14 protein-coding genes are annotated in these 13,445 nt (G+C 43.6%); 7 read left to right on the forward strand and 7 right to left on the reverse strand.

The window, feature by feature from the left end; translation table 11 throughout:
- Positions 1-186: 186 nt before the first annotated feature.
- Complete coding sequence (locus tag ACJ751_RS23050; protein WP_407747889.1) at positions 187-690, reverse strand: DinB family protein; 504 nt, start codon at positions 688-690, stop codon at positions 187-189.
- Positions 691-938: 248 nt separating this feature from the next.
- On the opposite strand from ACJ751_RS23050, the gene ACJ751_RS23055 reads away from it, so the two are divergent.
- Positions 939-1,274 (forward strand): hypothetical protein, encoded by a 336-nt coding sequence (locus ACJ751_RS23055; RefSeq protein ID WP_407747890.1) that lies wholly within the window; start codon positions 939-941, stop codon positions 1,272-1,274.
- Between the two features lie 87 nt (positions 1,275-1,361).
- Here ACJ751_RS23055 and ACJ751_RS23060 read toward each other — a convergent pair whose 3' ends face one another.
- Positions 1,362-1,829, reverse strand: a complete 468-nt coding sequence (locus ACJ751_RS23060; protein WP_407747891.1) for a hypothetical protein — start codon at positions 1,827-1,829, stop codon at positions 1,362-1,364.
- 190 nt (positions 1,830-2,019) lie between these two features.
- On the opposite strand from ACJ751_RS23060, the gene ACJ751_RS23065 reads away from it, so the two are divergent.
- Positions 2,020-2,277, forward strand: a complete 258-nt coding sequence (locus ACJ751_RS23065; RefSeq protein WP_407747892.1) for a hypothetical protein — start codon at positions 2,020-2,022, stop codon at positions 2,275-2,277.
- 1 nt (position 2,278) lies between these two features.
- On the opposite strand, the gene ACJ751_RS23070 is transcribed toward ACJ751_RS23065, so the two are convergent.
- The 3 genes from ACJ751_RS23070 to ACJ751_RS23080 form a co-directional block, all read right to left on the reverse strand.
- A complete protein-coding gene (locus tag ACJ751_RS23070; RefSeq protein WP_407747893.1) occupies positions 2,279-2,416 on the reverse strand; it encodes a hypothetical protein in 138 nt (45 codons plus the stop codon).
- A gap of 192 nt (positions 2,417-2,608) precedes the next feature.
- A complete protein-coding gene (locus ACJ751_RS23075) occupies positions 2,609-4,192 on the reverse strand; it encodes a SusD/RagB family nutrient-binding outer membrane lipoprotein (protein WP_407747894.1) in 1,584 nt (527 codons plus the stop codon).
- A gap of 25 nt (positions 4,193-4,217) precedes the next feature.
- The gene (locus ACJ751_RS23080; RefSeq protein WP_407747895.1) at positions 4,218-7,541 is read right to left on the reverse strand and encodes a SusC/RagA family TonB-linked outer membrane protein; all 3,324 of its coding nucleotides are present in this window, start codon (positions 7,539-7,541) and stop codon (positions 4,218-4,220) included.
- A gap of 184 nt (positions 7,542-7,725) precedes the next feature.
- Here ACJ751_RS23080 and ACJ751_RS23085 point away from each other — a divergent pair, with 184 nt between their 5' ends.
- Together ACJ751_RS23085 and ACJ751_RS23090 are read left to right on the forward strand one after the other, a co-directional pair.
- Positions 7,726-8,334, forward strand: a complete 609-nt coding sequence (locus ACJ751_RS23085) for a phosphatase PAP2 family protein (protein ID WP_407747896.1) — start codon at positions 7,726-7,728, stop codon at positions 8,332-8,334.
- A 15-nt stretch (positions 8,335-8,349) separates the two neighbouring features.
- A complete protein-coding gene (locus ACJ751_RS23090) occupies positions 8,350-10,167 on the forward strand; it encodes an ArnT family glycosyltransferase (protein ID WP_407747897.1) in 1,818 nt (605 codons plus the stop codon).
- Here ACJ751_RS23090 and ACJ751_RS23095 read toward each other — a convergent pair.
- Together ACJ751_RS23095 and ACJ751_RS23100 are read right to left on the reverse strand one after the other, a co-directional pair.
- Positions 10,073-10,750 (reverse strand): esterase family protein, encoded by a 678-nt coding sequence (locus ACJ751_RS23095; protein WP_407747898.1) that lies wholly within the window; start codon positions 10,748-10,750, stop codon positions 10,073-10,075. The two genes, ACJ751_RS23090 and ACJ751_RS23095, sit on opposite strands and share 95 nt — an antisense overlap.
- Before the next feature lie 97 nt (positions 10,751-10,847).
- On the reverse strand, positions 10,848-11,453 hold the full coding sequence (locus ACJ751_RS23100) for a GDSL-type esterase/lipase family protein (RefSeq protein WP_407747899.1): 606 nt from the start codon (positions 11,451-11,453) through the stop codon (positions 10,848-10,850).
- Positions 11,454-11,621: 168 nt separating this feature from the next.
- On the opposite strand from ACJ751_RS23100, the gene ACJ751_RS23105 reads away from it, so the two are divergent.
- The 3 genes from ACJ751_RS23105 to ACJ751_RS23115 all read left to right on the forward strand — a co-directional run.
- Positions 11,622-12,272 carry a phosphatase PAP2 family protein gene (locus tag ACJ751_RS23105; RefSeq protein WP_407747900.1) on the forward strand — a complete coding sequence of 217 codons (651 nt, stop codon included), beginning with the start codon at positions 11,622-11,624 and terminating at the stop codon, positions 12,270-12,272.
- Between the two features lie 16 nt (positions 12,273-12,288).
- Positions 12,289-13,212 (forward strand): lysylphosphatidylglycerol synthase transmembrane domain-containing protein, encoded by a 924-nt coding sequence (locus ACJ751_RS23110; protein WP_407747901.1) that lies wholly within the window; start codon positions 12,289-12,291, stop codon positions 13,210-13,212.
- Positions 13,193-13,445 (forward strand): ArnT family glycosyltransferase (locus ACJ751_RS23115; RefSeq protein WP_407747902.1); only part of this gene is annotated, 253 nt, incomplete at its 3' end. The genes ACJ751_RS23110 and ACJ751_RS23115, both read left to right, overlap by 20 nt.

Here is a 13,445-nt window from a genome sequence, read left to right on the forward strand (position 1 = left end):
AAGACGGCGCCGTAGCCGTTCCTTCTGCACCAGGCTTAGGCGTGGAACTCGATAAACAGGCCCTGGCCAGGTTGCATCAACAGTACCTGGATTGTGGATTAACCAAACGCGATGATGAAACAGAAATGCAAAAAGTAGTGCCCGGCTGGAAGTTTGAAGCAGTACGTTGGTAATACTTCATGTTATTTAAGAGAACGCAGGCGCGTACAATCGCTTTAAAACTTCCATGTGGTGCAATTCATGACCTATAGTTGCCTTCAGGAATGATTCAACGGGCAATTCATATTTCCAGGCGGTTCCGGTAAGCGCCAACTGTGCTTTGGATAATGAATTCATGAAACTGATAGATGCATTTCTTACATTTTCAAGATCAGTTGTCAGCTGGCTTATGGTGAGCTCATCAAAACGGCTGTTATCAACAAATGTATCCTGGTCGTAGCCGGGTAAGGGTGTTTTATCCTTTCTGCTAAACCGCAGCGCCCGGTAGGTCATAATGCGCTCGTGATCGGTAATATGTCCTATGATCTGTTTAATGCTCCATTTACCGGGGGCATACCGGTAAGCAGCCTGCTCATCGGTAAGGGATGTAAGCAGGTTCAGGTTTTCTTTTGAATTGAATAATTGAACATAATCACGATCGCCTAACAATTCAATGTAATAAGGAAATCCGTCGTTGATGGAGTATCTCATGTGGCCTATTTTATGGCAATATACTGAATATGTGTACTGCAAACTGCTTGACTACACAGCACAAGCGCTAACAACCCGCTTAAAGTTACTGGTTGCATTTTTATTTGCCTGATTTCAAAAAGTCCTTTAATTTACACAGTCAGATCAGTAGTACTTCCAGGAAAAGTACTTTGGAAGTTTTGTACACTATGCTCCGATTAGTAAGCCAACTGCCACTATTGGCTTAACCATTAAATGTATTGAACAGCATGGCTAAAAAGAAACGCATTGCTGCAAAAAGGACCGTTCTGGTAAAGAAAAAGGCAGCGGCCCCTAAAAAGAAAGCTGCCGGTAAAAAGAAAAAAACCGCCAAAAAATCGCTCGCCACTTCCAGGAGCTTGACCCAACGGCTGGTGATACACACCAACGATATCACCAAGATACTTGGCATTAATATACGAACAGCCCAACGTTTACTCCAAAGTATTCGCGAATCTTTAGGGCGGAAGAAAAAAGATTATGTTTCAATAAGAGAGTTTGCTGATTTTGTACACCTGTCTGAAGAGGAAGTAAAGCAAAATTTAAGTGAAACTTCCCTCAACTAACGGGTAATTCAGTTTTATCGCATTTCACTGCTGGTGATACCATTCTCCCCCTTTGGCGGAAAATGGCATCACCTTTTTTGTTTAATTCTATTGTGAGAGCCCCTGCATTTTTTGGGCAGCAGGGATATTAGCGAACCAGCACATGCCTAACACCATTCCTGCCTGTTCAAAAAAAGAATCCTGTCGGGTGGGGCTGGCCGGTATTTGACATACAGCCAGTGGTTCCTGTTTATTATGCTGATGAATGATCAGCCTTGGCTGGTTATTGTCTACAATGTTATAATCGAAGATCTGTTTATTGATCTCGAGCCGGCCGGTATTGTTGTGGTTATGGTGGGCGAATTTTCCCTGATCAACACCGTACACATTTTTAAAAACAATGCGGTTGGCATAGCCATTTGTTTCCATAAAGAACACCAAACGTTCTTCTTTATACGAAATACGTACCGACTGTTGTTCCGGACTGTATTTCATGACAGCCAGTACCGATTCATCACTTACCAAATGATATTCCTTAATGTCGGCTGTTATGTTACTAATCAGGGTCCACTTCATGCAGTTAATTTAGATGGTCGAAATCGCCGCAAGGTAACTTATACAATGATACCACAGTATTAAATCACTGTTATCAAATTTATCTATATAATTATCTGTCAGCGGTTATTGGGGTTTTTGGTCAAAAACTTAACATTGAGAATGTTACGCATTTGTTACCTTTAGGTTAAGTCTTTAAATCTATTCTTGCATGAGTACTATAAAAAAGCAACCCACATCAGGGAAAGTATCTAAGAAAGAACTATCAAAAGTTGTCCTTGAAAAATTGACAGGTAGCCTCACTGATTATCATTTAAAAGATAAAAAACTTGAAAACCGGTTAGAAAAGGTTAGTAAGCTGCTGGCAGGCGATATCGTGAAAGTGCTTAAAAAAGAAACGCCTAAAAAAGACAAATCAACCAGCCCTAAAAAGGCAGCAAAGAAAGAAAAGACAGCTGTAACACAATAACTTACAAACCAGCTATTATTTCTTCTGCGAGCCCGAACGAGAGGGTCATACCGGCCCCTCCCAGCCCGTTAAAGATATAATCCCCCGGCTCGGGCGATTCAAACAGATGGCTTTCTCCGTTGGTGAGTTTTGCATACACCCCCTTCCAGGTGGTGGTAATGGTATTGCTTTTGAACCGGGCAAAGGTTTGTAAGTAATCAAGTATCAGTTGATTAATACTTGCCTCCCCCTACCCCCTCCTGTATGCTATCCATAATATTTTCTTTTAAACACGGGAACCAGGGACTCAAGACCTGAACCTTGAGCCCTGGTTCCCCGTGCCTTTGTGGTTTTATTTTATGAGCCACATCACGCCATTGATATCGTCATTACCGCTGAACTGATTTTGCAATGCTTTTGTATAATTGGTTGTATTACCTGCTTTTTCGTTTGTCGGATACTGAAAGCGCATGGCTATACGGCCGCTGTTGCCGGTACCAGGTCCCATGGTAAAGTTGGGCACACCGGTACGGCGATACGTGTAGTACGATTCCAGACCTGAATGACGGAACAGCGCCAGGTACTTCTGATTGAGTATTTGTGTTATTCCGGCTGCATTATTGCCGGCATAGATGACGGCTGTTTGCGCGTAGTAGGCATTGAAGTCAACGTTGATAGATGCCACATCATATTTTGCATCTGAGCCACCTGGGCTGCCGTCTTTTATGAAGTAGGCGTTGAACTTACCAGATTCGGGGATATTGTAATAAGCCATGGATGTTTTTATCCCGGCTTTATAATAATCTTCTGCTGTTCCCATAGCACCGGAAGTGGCCCAGCCTCTGGCAATACCCTCTGCAATATTGAAACACATTTCAGCAAACCCGATCTGGATCGAAGGCTCGCCTAAATAGGTTTGATAATAATGCCTGCGATTGATGAGGGAGTATTGCCCACCATTGGCTTTTATATACATAGCACCCAGGTCTTCACCCGGACTGGCGCCCAGGTAGGCATCGTAACTTGTTGTGCTTTTGCCCGCTGTTACCAGGGCCGCAGCAGGTTCTGCAGTTACAAATACCCGTGGATCCTGTAACTGCGTCAACAAACCCACATAGGTACCTGATGTATTATAGCGTGATCCATCGAAGCCAAAAGTACCGGGGTTCATGGGATAGTCATTGGAAGGATGTACGTATACAAACTGCAGGTTATCTGTAGCATCTTCCATAACAGGATACTTCACCTTATTGGCAAGGATGGCTGCAAACTGTTGTTTAACATTCAGGTCTGCATCATCGGTCCTTTTACTTAAATGAAGCAGCAAACGAATACGATAAGTATTTACCAGCTTTTGCCATTTTGCCAGATCGTTACTATAATAAAAATCTCTTTCAAGCGTGTTGTCTTTGGCTGTTATTAACTGGGCCAGCTCATTATTGGCGCTATCCAGCCACAGCAGTGATTGCTGAAAGATCTTTTTCTGACTATCATATTCCGGCGTCAGATTTCCTCTTCCCTGTAAGGCGCTTGTCATAGGCAGATCGCCCATGGCGAGGCTCATTTTGGTAAAGAAATAGGCTTTGAAGAATTTGGCCAGCGTAGTATAGGGATTTAATGCGGCGGCGCCTCCTTTGATGGCTTCCTCTTCCATTTTTGTCACATTTTTCAGCGCAGCGTAATAATCATCGCCCGACCCAAAGTCGTAGCGGTTATTGCCATAATAATCATAATTACAGCAATAATACTGGCACCAGCGTTCTTTCATTGAATTGGGCGCCTCGTACATATTGTACAAAATACCGTTCAACAACAGCGAAGCCTGTACCGTAGCCGGCTTGTTCTCATTTTTGTTCATGTCGTTAAACGACTTCTTGCAAGCGGTAGCAGCAAGTACAACAGCTGCTACCAATGGGATATATTGCTTGATTTTCATTTTGTAATAGTTTAGTTAGCTCCTGTTAAAATGCCAAGTTCAGGTTCACTCCATAACGACGGGTAGTGGGCGATTGCAAACCCGAAGCACCTGTTGCATAATTATATTGATCCAGGTCTACGTCCTTGAACCGTTTGTCTTTATAGAAATAGATCAGGTTACGGCCGATGAGTGAAATGCTGGCCCGGTCAATGAACGATTTCTTTAACAGGGCTGTTGGCAGATCATAGGTGAGCGTTACTTCGCGCAACTTGGCAAAGGTTTTACTCATGAGGTTGGATTCATCCACACCATAAAACTTACTTACATAATCCTGCACATGCGTAGTTGTTTTATTGTCGCCGAACTGCAGGTCTTTGTAGTTGATGATGGCGCCATTATTATCGAAGTTTATTGGCTTACCATTCGATACTACTACCCCATCGCCTACATATACACCTGGAAAAGTTTTGTCACCGGCATGGTCGTTGTCTGCTTTTCTGGCCACACCCAGTGCGCCCTGTACCGTTTCTATATTACGGCCGCCGCGCATGGTTTTGTTGTGGATATAATCGGTAGTAACACCGCCTACACTTCCGTCGAATTGAAAGCCCAGGGTGAATCCTTTATACCCGACCTTGTTGTAAATGCTCCATTGGTAATCGGCATTCAGGTAACCCAGGAATTGAGGAACCGGGTTTTGCAAGGGCTTGCCGGCATTATCATGAATAATTTTGCCATCGGTTGTTTTGGCAAAGGCTGAGGTATATAATTTATCAACGCGATCGCCGTTTTTGAAAAAGGTTTGATAGGTTGTCTGTCCGGGTGGCAGTTCTTTGTATTTATCCTGGAAGGTTGACCAGTTGACGGTTACATCCCAGAACAGGCCATTGTGCATTTTGAGCGGTGAGCCGTTCAGCGATAATTCATACCCGCTTTTTTGCGTGGTTAACGCATTCAGGTAATAATAGCCATAACCACTGGCGGTTGAGATGGGATTAGCCAGAATACGCGGACCATCTACATACTGAAAAGCAGTAGCGCTTAATCCTACCCTGTTTTGCAACAGTTTAATATCGAAGCCTTCTTCATAATTCACCCGGTTGAACGTTTTTATATTCGGGTCATACAGGTTATTAGTATAAGAAGCAGCCGATTGGTTATTATACGGCTTGTTCATTGAATACACGGCTGCGAGTGAATAATCAGGTCCACCGTATGGTGACTGGTAATTATTTCCGTAATTGAGCGGATAATCGAACAAGGAATTACCCGATGGCGAAGCACCAAAGGCTGAGATAGAATTAAACGGCGCCATACCCACCGTTGGTGAAGTGGCATCCCCATGCACCACCGCAAAGGAACCTCTCGCTTTCAGGAAAGAAATAACTCTTGGAAGGGTCACATAATCAGAGATAACGGATGCCGCAGAAACCGCCGGATAAAAATAACTGTTGTGCGCTTTTGGCAGGGCTGATGATTTGTCCAGCCGCCCGGTAACAGACAGCGTAGCATATTTATCAAACGCTGCATCCAGCGAATAATAAGCGCTGTATACCCGCATATCTGATGAAAAACTGCTGCCCTGTACCGGGTTCAATGTATTGCTGAAAGTATAAACGCCGGGCACAGTCATGTAATCGGTAGAGGTAAAGGTTGAATTATAGGTAAACGACCGTACGTTACCGCCTACCAAACCCGACAGGTTCAGGAACTTATGTACATTATAATTATAAGCCAGTAATAGCTCGATATTATTTTCAAACAGGTTGCGATGATCTTCGCGATAATCGCCCAACCCGCCTTCCCGGCCATATGGGTGAGCCGAGAAAGGCATGCGTTCCGTTCTTAATAAACCATACGTAGTTGCCTGCGTGCGGGCTGTTACATTCAGGTTATTATTGATCTTGAAATTGGCAGACACATAGCCAAACAGATCGTTCTTGTAATGACCGCGCAACCACTCCTTCACCATGAACCGGGGATTATGATAGCGTTGGTATTCGGCAAAAACAGATTGAATGCCTATTTTGGATGGGTTCCAGATGGCTTTAAGGTCTGGAGATTCAACATCCCAGTCAGCGCCTGTCCAAATGCCAACATTATATATCAAACTGTTTGGCCCGTAATCCACGTCCGGGAAATTAGGCGTGTATTGCCTGTTATAATTTACATTGGCTTCGATCTTTAATCTGGGATTAACATTTACCCCAGCATACACATTGAAATTGGTAATATTCAATCCCATATTGGGGATAATACTTTGCTGGTAAGAATGCGACATCGAAAAACGCATGTTATAATTTTCACCGGAAGCGCTCAATGCAACGTTATTGGTTGACTGAAAACCGGTACGCAAAAAGCGACCGAGGTTGTTTACCCCACGGGCAATCCAGGGGGTTGGTTTTATATGGCCCGAATAATCCTGGTCATGTCCGCCAGGAAAAGTGGTAACATATGTTTGAGCAGGATCATATGCGCCATCATATTGAGGGATCAGCTGGCCTTCAAAGCGAGGCCCCCATACATCATAGTCGTTATCATTTTTACCACCGCCTTTACCATTGCCAAAGGCGTACAGAGCATTCTCGCCCGGACCGTATTCATCCTGCACCCGTGGGAAGGCCAGAAAGCCTTTATCGATGGAGTTGGTTGAATTGAACTCAACAGCAAATCCCTTCTTTGCTTTCGTGCCTTTTTTCATAGTAATGAGAATGGCGCCATACTGTGCCCGGCTGCCATAAAGTGCTGCAGCGGCAGGTCCCTTCAAAACGGTATACGTTTCAATGTCGTCCGGACTGATATTCCAGGTGTCGGTACTGATAGGAATACCATCCACTACATACAAATTAATTTCATTACCCCGTAACAAAACGGTTGGCTTACGTAACAATTCGGCAGAAGCCCCTACTGATAACCCGGCTACTTTACCGGTCAATCCGGTGATCGGGTTCTGGTCACGGGCTTTTACCAGGATATCGCCTTTCACTTCCTGCACGGCATAACCGAGTTTTTTGGTTTCTTTCTTTACGCCAAGCGCCGTTACTACCACTTCGTTCAGATCTTTTGCAGATTCGCTGAGTGAGATCGTTAAATTGTCTTCGCCGGCAATTTTGATCTGCCTGGTATCAAAACCAACGCCGCTTATCACAAGCATGTCGCCCTCTTTTACCTGGATGGTAAAGGCGCCTGCTTCATTACTGGATGTTCCTGTACCGGATCCTTTTATTTGCACAGAGGCGCCGGAAACAGGTGCATTATCCTTTGCGGACACCACTTTTCCGGTTATAGATCGCTGTGCCTGTACTAAAAAAGGAATTACTAGCAGCCACAGGAATATTGTGGCTCTTTTAAAGGTGTGTAGCCCCATAAATCAGTTTTTTTGGATGACTAGTGCTGAATTTCTTCGGCAGCGAAAGTAGATGGGTTCTATAAAGGATGTGTTAGCGCAATTTTATGAAAACATTAATTGTAATTTAATCACACACAATTAATACACCGGTAAAAGTTACGTCACACGTGCTGATTACTTTCACCATCAAAATATACCAGGCATGTATTTTTTTGACTGGCTCGACCATATTGATAAGATTGCTTTTACTTTTATTCACAGAGATATGAGCGCCCGCTGGCTCGATTTCATCATGTTGCTCCTTCGCAATCAATACACCTGGGTGCCCCTGTATGCTTTCATGCTTTACTGGACTTACCAACTCGACAGGCCTACCGGCTTAAAGTTTATTTGTTTAACACTATTATGTTTTGCCATTACTGATTTTACCAGCGGTACTATTCTTAAATATCATTTTGAACGGTTACGTCCCTGCTACGATGAGGACATGACCACTGTTATCCGCGGCATTATTGGTTGTGGTGGTAAATACTCCTTCCCCTCTTCACATGCCGCCAATCATTTTGGGTTGGCAACATTCTGGTACTACACCATTCTTCATATTAAGCAACAAAAATGGCGCTGGTTGTGGTTTTGGGCATTTGCAATCGGACTGGCCCAGGTATATGTTGGTAAACATTTTCCATTTGACATTGTAGGTGGCGCTGTACTGGGTATTATTACCGGTTTGTGTGTGTGTAAATTATTTGAAGTCTGGGTTAAACGGGATTATGACAAGTATTTAAAAAATCCTTCCTTAAGTTTGCCCTAGCTTTTAAAATTTATTATGATCTTTTCACAATCCCCGGAGCTGGAAAAAAAGTCCGCGTACCCATTAGATACCTGGTTCATTTGGCTAACTATTATTGGCATCATCGTTAATGCCAGTGGCTTACTGTTGCCCATTCTTGAACCGGATGGCGCTTTATATGCTACCATTGCCAAAAACATGGCGCAAAGCGGCAACTTTATTAAATTAATGATAGAAGGCAATGACTGGCTCGATAAACCGCATTTTCCCTTCTGGATAACCGCTCTTAGTTTCAAAGTATTTGGCATTAATTCGTTTGCTTATAAATTACCCGGACTACTGTTCTGGCTGGCCGGCATTTATTATACCTACGCGTTCGCCAATAAATTATATAATAAGCAAACTGCACAATGGGCCGTGCTTATTTACATTTCGGCTGAACATTTAATTCTTTCCAACAACGATGTTCGGGCCGAACCGTTTTTAACCGGGTTAATGATCGGCGCCGCCTGGTATTATTACCTGGCCTATCGCGATAACAAGTTCAGAAATTTTGTAGCTGGTTCATTATTGCTGGCATTTGCAGTAATGACCAAGGGCATCTTCATTGCCTGCATGGTAATGGCCGGTTTTGTTATTGAGTGGATCATTAAAAAAGACTGGAAACAGTTCCTTAATTATCGCTGGTGGCTGAGCATAATAATGGTGTTGATATTCATACTGCCGGAGTTAATCACCCTATATCTTCAGTTTGACTTGCATCCTGAAAAACTGGTATTCGGTCACCACAATGTTTCGGGGATTCGTTTCTTTTTCTGGGATAGCCAATTTGGCCGCTTTTTTAACAACGGTCCAATTAAAGGTTCTGGCGATAAGCTTTTCTTTGTTCATACCATGCTATGGGCATTTTTACCCTGGTCTATTATCCTGTTTATCCTCGTGGGATCAACTATAAAAAACTACCAAACCATTATTTCAAAAAATGGCAATTATATCTGCAGCGGTATTTCACTGGCCGGGTTCCTGGTGTTTTCGTTATCCCGTTTCCAGTTACCGCATTATACCAATATCCTGTTTCCGTTCTTTGCCATAGTAATAGCCAACTGGCTATTGAACCTGAAGCATAAAGGATTGTTGAAGGCCATTACGTATAGCCAGCATACATTGTGTTACTTTCTTTTTGCAGCCTGTATAGGGTTACTGATCCTGGTGAACCTTCCATACAAGATCCCGGCGATTGTTGTCCTGGCGCTTTTGGCGTTGGCAATAGTGCGTCTTTTTCCTGGTAATTCCCTGCAACATGTGCTTACCAGGTCGTTTGCGGTAATAATGGTGGTGAACCTGTTTTTGAATACCTTGTTCTACCCCATGCTGTTTCAGTACCAATCCGGCAATCATGCGGCGGCTTCCCTGAATACACAACAGGGGCCGGTATATATGTTCAATGATGTATCGGCGGAATACGCCTTTCAATTCTATTATAATGGACCGATCCATAGAATTGATACCCGGCAGCTGGATACCATAAAAAACAACATTGTGGTATATACCCAGGATTGGAAAGTGGATTCTTTAAAACAGCTGGGCTACCAGGTGCGGGTGGTTGAACAATTTCCCCATTTGCACAACAGCCAGGTTACGGGGAAATTCCTGTATTACAAAAAACGTGACCAGGCTGTGGATCATTTTGTGATTGCCACCATACAACCAGGCGCATTAGCTAACTCACCTTCGCTAAAGCTTCGGCGAGCGAAGAACTTTATAAATATAAACGAACCATTTTTCGCCAGTGATAGGGCCGGTGGGCCTCATCGTCCCACACATACAGGGTATGATGAATATCTTTACTGGTAAGCACCGCGCTTAACTGCAGATTGTTTTCATAAAAAGGGTCTTCCCTGCCTACGGCCAGACTGATGGACAGTTTGCGGATTTTTTCCAGTAATGCTTTGTCAGTTAAATTAGGCATATACATACTGGGCATATTGTAATAGATCTTCTCATCAACATACCCATTGAACAAGTCGGGGAATGACTGTGCAGATAAAGTGAGATCATAGCGGGCGCTCATAGCCACTACTTTATTAAAATATTCCGGGTATCTGAATGCAATGTTCACCGCGTGGTAGCCGCCCAAACTACAACCTGCCGCCGTAAGAGAGGTGAATTTGGATCTGAACATAATGAGCGGTAATACTTCCTGCAAAATATAGTGCTCGTACTGCAGGTGGCGGGTTATTTTTTCACTGGGTGGAACCGGCGCATAAAAACTTTCAATATCAACACTGTCCACACAAAACAATTGCAGTTCTCCCTGTTCTATTTTATCCCGCAGCGCCTCTACAATTTTCCAGTTCTCATAATCATAAAAACGGGCGGTGCGGGTAGGAAAAAAAAGCACTGATGCACCGGCATGACCGAAAACAAGCAGTTCCATGTGCCTGTATAAGGAGGGGCTAAACCACTTATAATACTTTCGCGTCATTGATTATTCAAATGACAGGTAATTTCAGCAAAAAGCTGTTACATGCCTGTTATGAAATTTTGAAGATTGTTGCAAAATGCTGCTGCAACACATCTTTCCATATAAGATACCCCTTTCTGGTTAAATGTAAGCCATCTGCTTCATACAGATCTTTTACCGGCAGTCCGTTGGCATCCAGCATGCGATCGAACACATCGAGGTAATAATATTTACCATTGCTTTTTTCTATCTCAGCTTTGATGAGTTGATTGGTGTACCGTACCGTTTTTTCCAGGTTCCAGCGGGTAATGCTTGGTTTTATAGAGATCCAGGTCATGGGAACATCGGGGAAACGCCTTTGCAGGCAGGCCAGGAACTGACAAAAGAAAATATATACTTCTTCGGGCGTGCGACCATCGCCCAGATCGTTTTCGCCCGCATAACAAACAATGTGACGGGGCGCATAGGGTTCCATAATGCGATCAAAGAACCAAACGCAGGCAGCCAGGGTGGAACCGCCAAATCCGAGATTAACGGGGTGAAGCGGTTTCAGGTCTTCGTACAGATCTACCCACAATCTTATAGAGGAACTGCCATAAAAAATGGTTTCGGGGATATATGGTAAAGTTCCTTTTACTGCTTCCAGTTTTTTAACGTCGTTTTCGTACCAGATCATGTGATTGAATTACTTATAATAAGCAGCCCGTTGGGGCCACGTAAATTTCGCGTCGAAATTACAGTAATTACTACTATCATGCCACCCATTCTCCACAATGTGCGTAACATACTGATAACGTTGCTGTAACTTTAAGGTAGCACGCCCGGGATAATTTTGTTAAAAACAGTGAAGGGATTTATTCGTATAATTAAAGCCGATCCTGTGTTCTGGGGTGTTTTGCTTATCGTTCTCACCATAAGCGGAATTAGTCTTGCTGTCTTTTCCCCCAGAGCCATTTTTTTTGGTCTGAACTCAATCCATACGCTATACCTGGATACATTTTTTCAGAATTACACTTTATTGGGCGATGGGGTGTTTTCCATCGCCATTTTTTTAATTCTGTTACTGGCAGAAAGAACAACTTTAGCTATGCAGGTGCTCACTGCCTACCTGTTTTCAGGCATTGTTTCGCAAATATTGAAACGGGCTTTTCATGCACCCCGGCCGCATGCCATTATTTCAAATGCCGAGTACCCCTGGTTTATTGAAGGCATCACCCATACCGGTATGACCAGCTTTCCATCCGGCCATACTACTTCTGTTTTTGCCCTTGCTACCATCCTTGCGTTGAACACAGCCGATAAACGTTTTTCGATCATTTACCTGGCCATAGCCATTATTACCGGGTATTCACGTATTTACCTGGGACAGCATTTCCTGGCCGATGTAACCGCCGGCGCTTTAATTGGCACTTTTTCGGGGCTGCTGGTATACTGGTATTTGCGCCAGGTGAAAATTGAATGGGTGGGCGTGAGAAAAGAATCTTATTCGATATAACATTAAAAAAAGTTTCATGATCCTTACATTTCGTATGCCGTCTGAGCCGGTGAAAAAATGGTTGAAACTGGTAATCAAGATCCTTATCTCGGCATTGTGCATCTGGTATATCTCGCATAAGATCGATCTGAAGAAATTGTCAGAGGTACTTGTATTAGCCAATCCGTTATGGATCGTTTTATCCATTGGCGCTTTTATGTTCTCCAAAATGTTGTCTTCATTCAGGCTGAATGTTTATTTCCGGAATATTGATATTCACCTGCCTGAATGGACAAATATCCAGCTGTACTGGCTGGGCATGTTCTACAATCTGTTCCTGCCTGGTTCCATCAGCGGAGATGCATACAAAGTTGTTCGGCTTACCAAAGATTATAATGTAGCCTATAAAAAAACCACTGCTGCCGTGTTGCTCGACCGCTTCAGTGGTTTGCTGGCGCTGGGATTGTTGCTGGGCGTTTTCTGGATAATTGCTTTTAAAGGCGGTTACTATAGCGTTTGGCTGATGACCGGCATCTTATCAGGCATTCCTGTTCTCTATTTCCTGATAAAAATATTCTTTCCCTATTTTCTTCGTGGTTTCTTCCCCACTTTTGCCTGGGGACTGGCCGTACAGATCTTCCAGGTGGTATGTATGTATTGCATTTTACAGGCGTTACATATACAAACCCATACCGAAGATTATATGCTCATCTTTTTAATTTCCTCGGTAGTGGCGGTGTTACCTTTTACCATTGGCGGATTAGGTGCCCGGGAAGTGGTATTCTTATGGGGCGCGCACATTTTTGGCCTCGATCATACCGTATCTGTAATGGCCAGCCTCTTATTCTATGGAGCAACGGTCGCTTCTTCCCTGCCCGGATTACCTTTTATCTTTATAGATCCTTTAAAAACCAATACGCCAAAACCTGTACCTCAGTCGTATGCTACAACAATGGAATAATGTTCTCTTGCATTTACGCACAAACAAAATAACCTGGTTATTTATCATTGCAGCTGTTTTGTTATTTACCGGTATAGGCGCTGCACCCATGTATATACTGGATGAAGCCCGTAATGCACAGGCCGCCCGGGAAATGATGGAACGCCATGACTGGATAGTTCCCACCTTCAACGGAGAATTGCGCGCGCATAAACCACCGCTGCATTATTATTTTATGCAGCTGGCGTATCACG

Source organism: Niastella sp., assembly GCF_045805085.1.
GTDB lineage: Bacteria > Bacteroidota > Bacteroidia > Chitinophagales > Chitinophagaceae > Niastella.

Bases quoted from the DNA above. Each gene is read 5' to 3' on its own strand.
- ACJ751_RS23050 (WP_407747889.1), bottom strand. From the start codon at position 690: ATGAGATACTCCATCAACGACGGATTTCCTTATTACATTGAATTGTTA.
- ACJ751_RS23055 (WP_407747890.1), top strand. From the start codon at position 939: ATGGCTAAAAAGAAACGCATTGCTGCAAAAAGGACCGTTCTGGTAAAG.
- ACJ751_RS23060 (WP_407747891.1), bottom strand. From the start codon at position 1,829: ATGAAGTGGACCCTGATTAGTAACATAACAGCCGACATTAAGGAATAT.
- ACJ751_RS23065 (WP_407747892.1), top strand. From the start codon at position 2,020: ATGAGTACTATAAAAAAGCAACCCACATCAGGGAAAGTATCTAAGAAA.
- ACJ751_RS23075 (WP_407747894.1), bottom strand. From the start codon at position 4,192: ATGAAAATCAAGCAATATATCCCATTGGTAGCAGCTGTTGTACTTGCT.
- ACJ751_RS23080 (WP_407747895.1), bottom strand. From the start codon at position 7,541: ATGGGGCTACACACCTTTAAAAGAGCCACAATATTCCTGTGGCTGCTA.
- ACJ751_RS23085 (WP_407747896.1), top strand. From the start codon at position 7,726: ATGTATTTTTTTGACTGGCTCGACCATATTGATAAGATTGCTTTTACT.
- ACJ751_RS23090 (WP_407747897.1), top strand. From the start codon at position 8,350: ATGATCTTTTCACAATCCCCGGAGCTGGAAAAAAAGTCCGCGTACCCA.
- ACJ751_RS23095 (WP_407747898.1), bottom strand. From the start codon at position 10,750: ATGGAACTGCTTGTTTTCGGTCATGCCGGTGCATCAGTGCTTTTTTTT.
- ACJ751_RS23100 (WP_407747899.1), bottom strand. From the start codon at position 11,453: ATGATCTGGTACGAAAACGACGTTAAAAAACTGGAAGCAGTAAAAGGA.
- ACJ751_RS23110 (WP_407747901.1), top strand. From the start codon at position 12,289: ATGATCCTTACATTTCGTATGCCGTCTGAGCCGGTGAAAAAATGGTTG.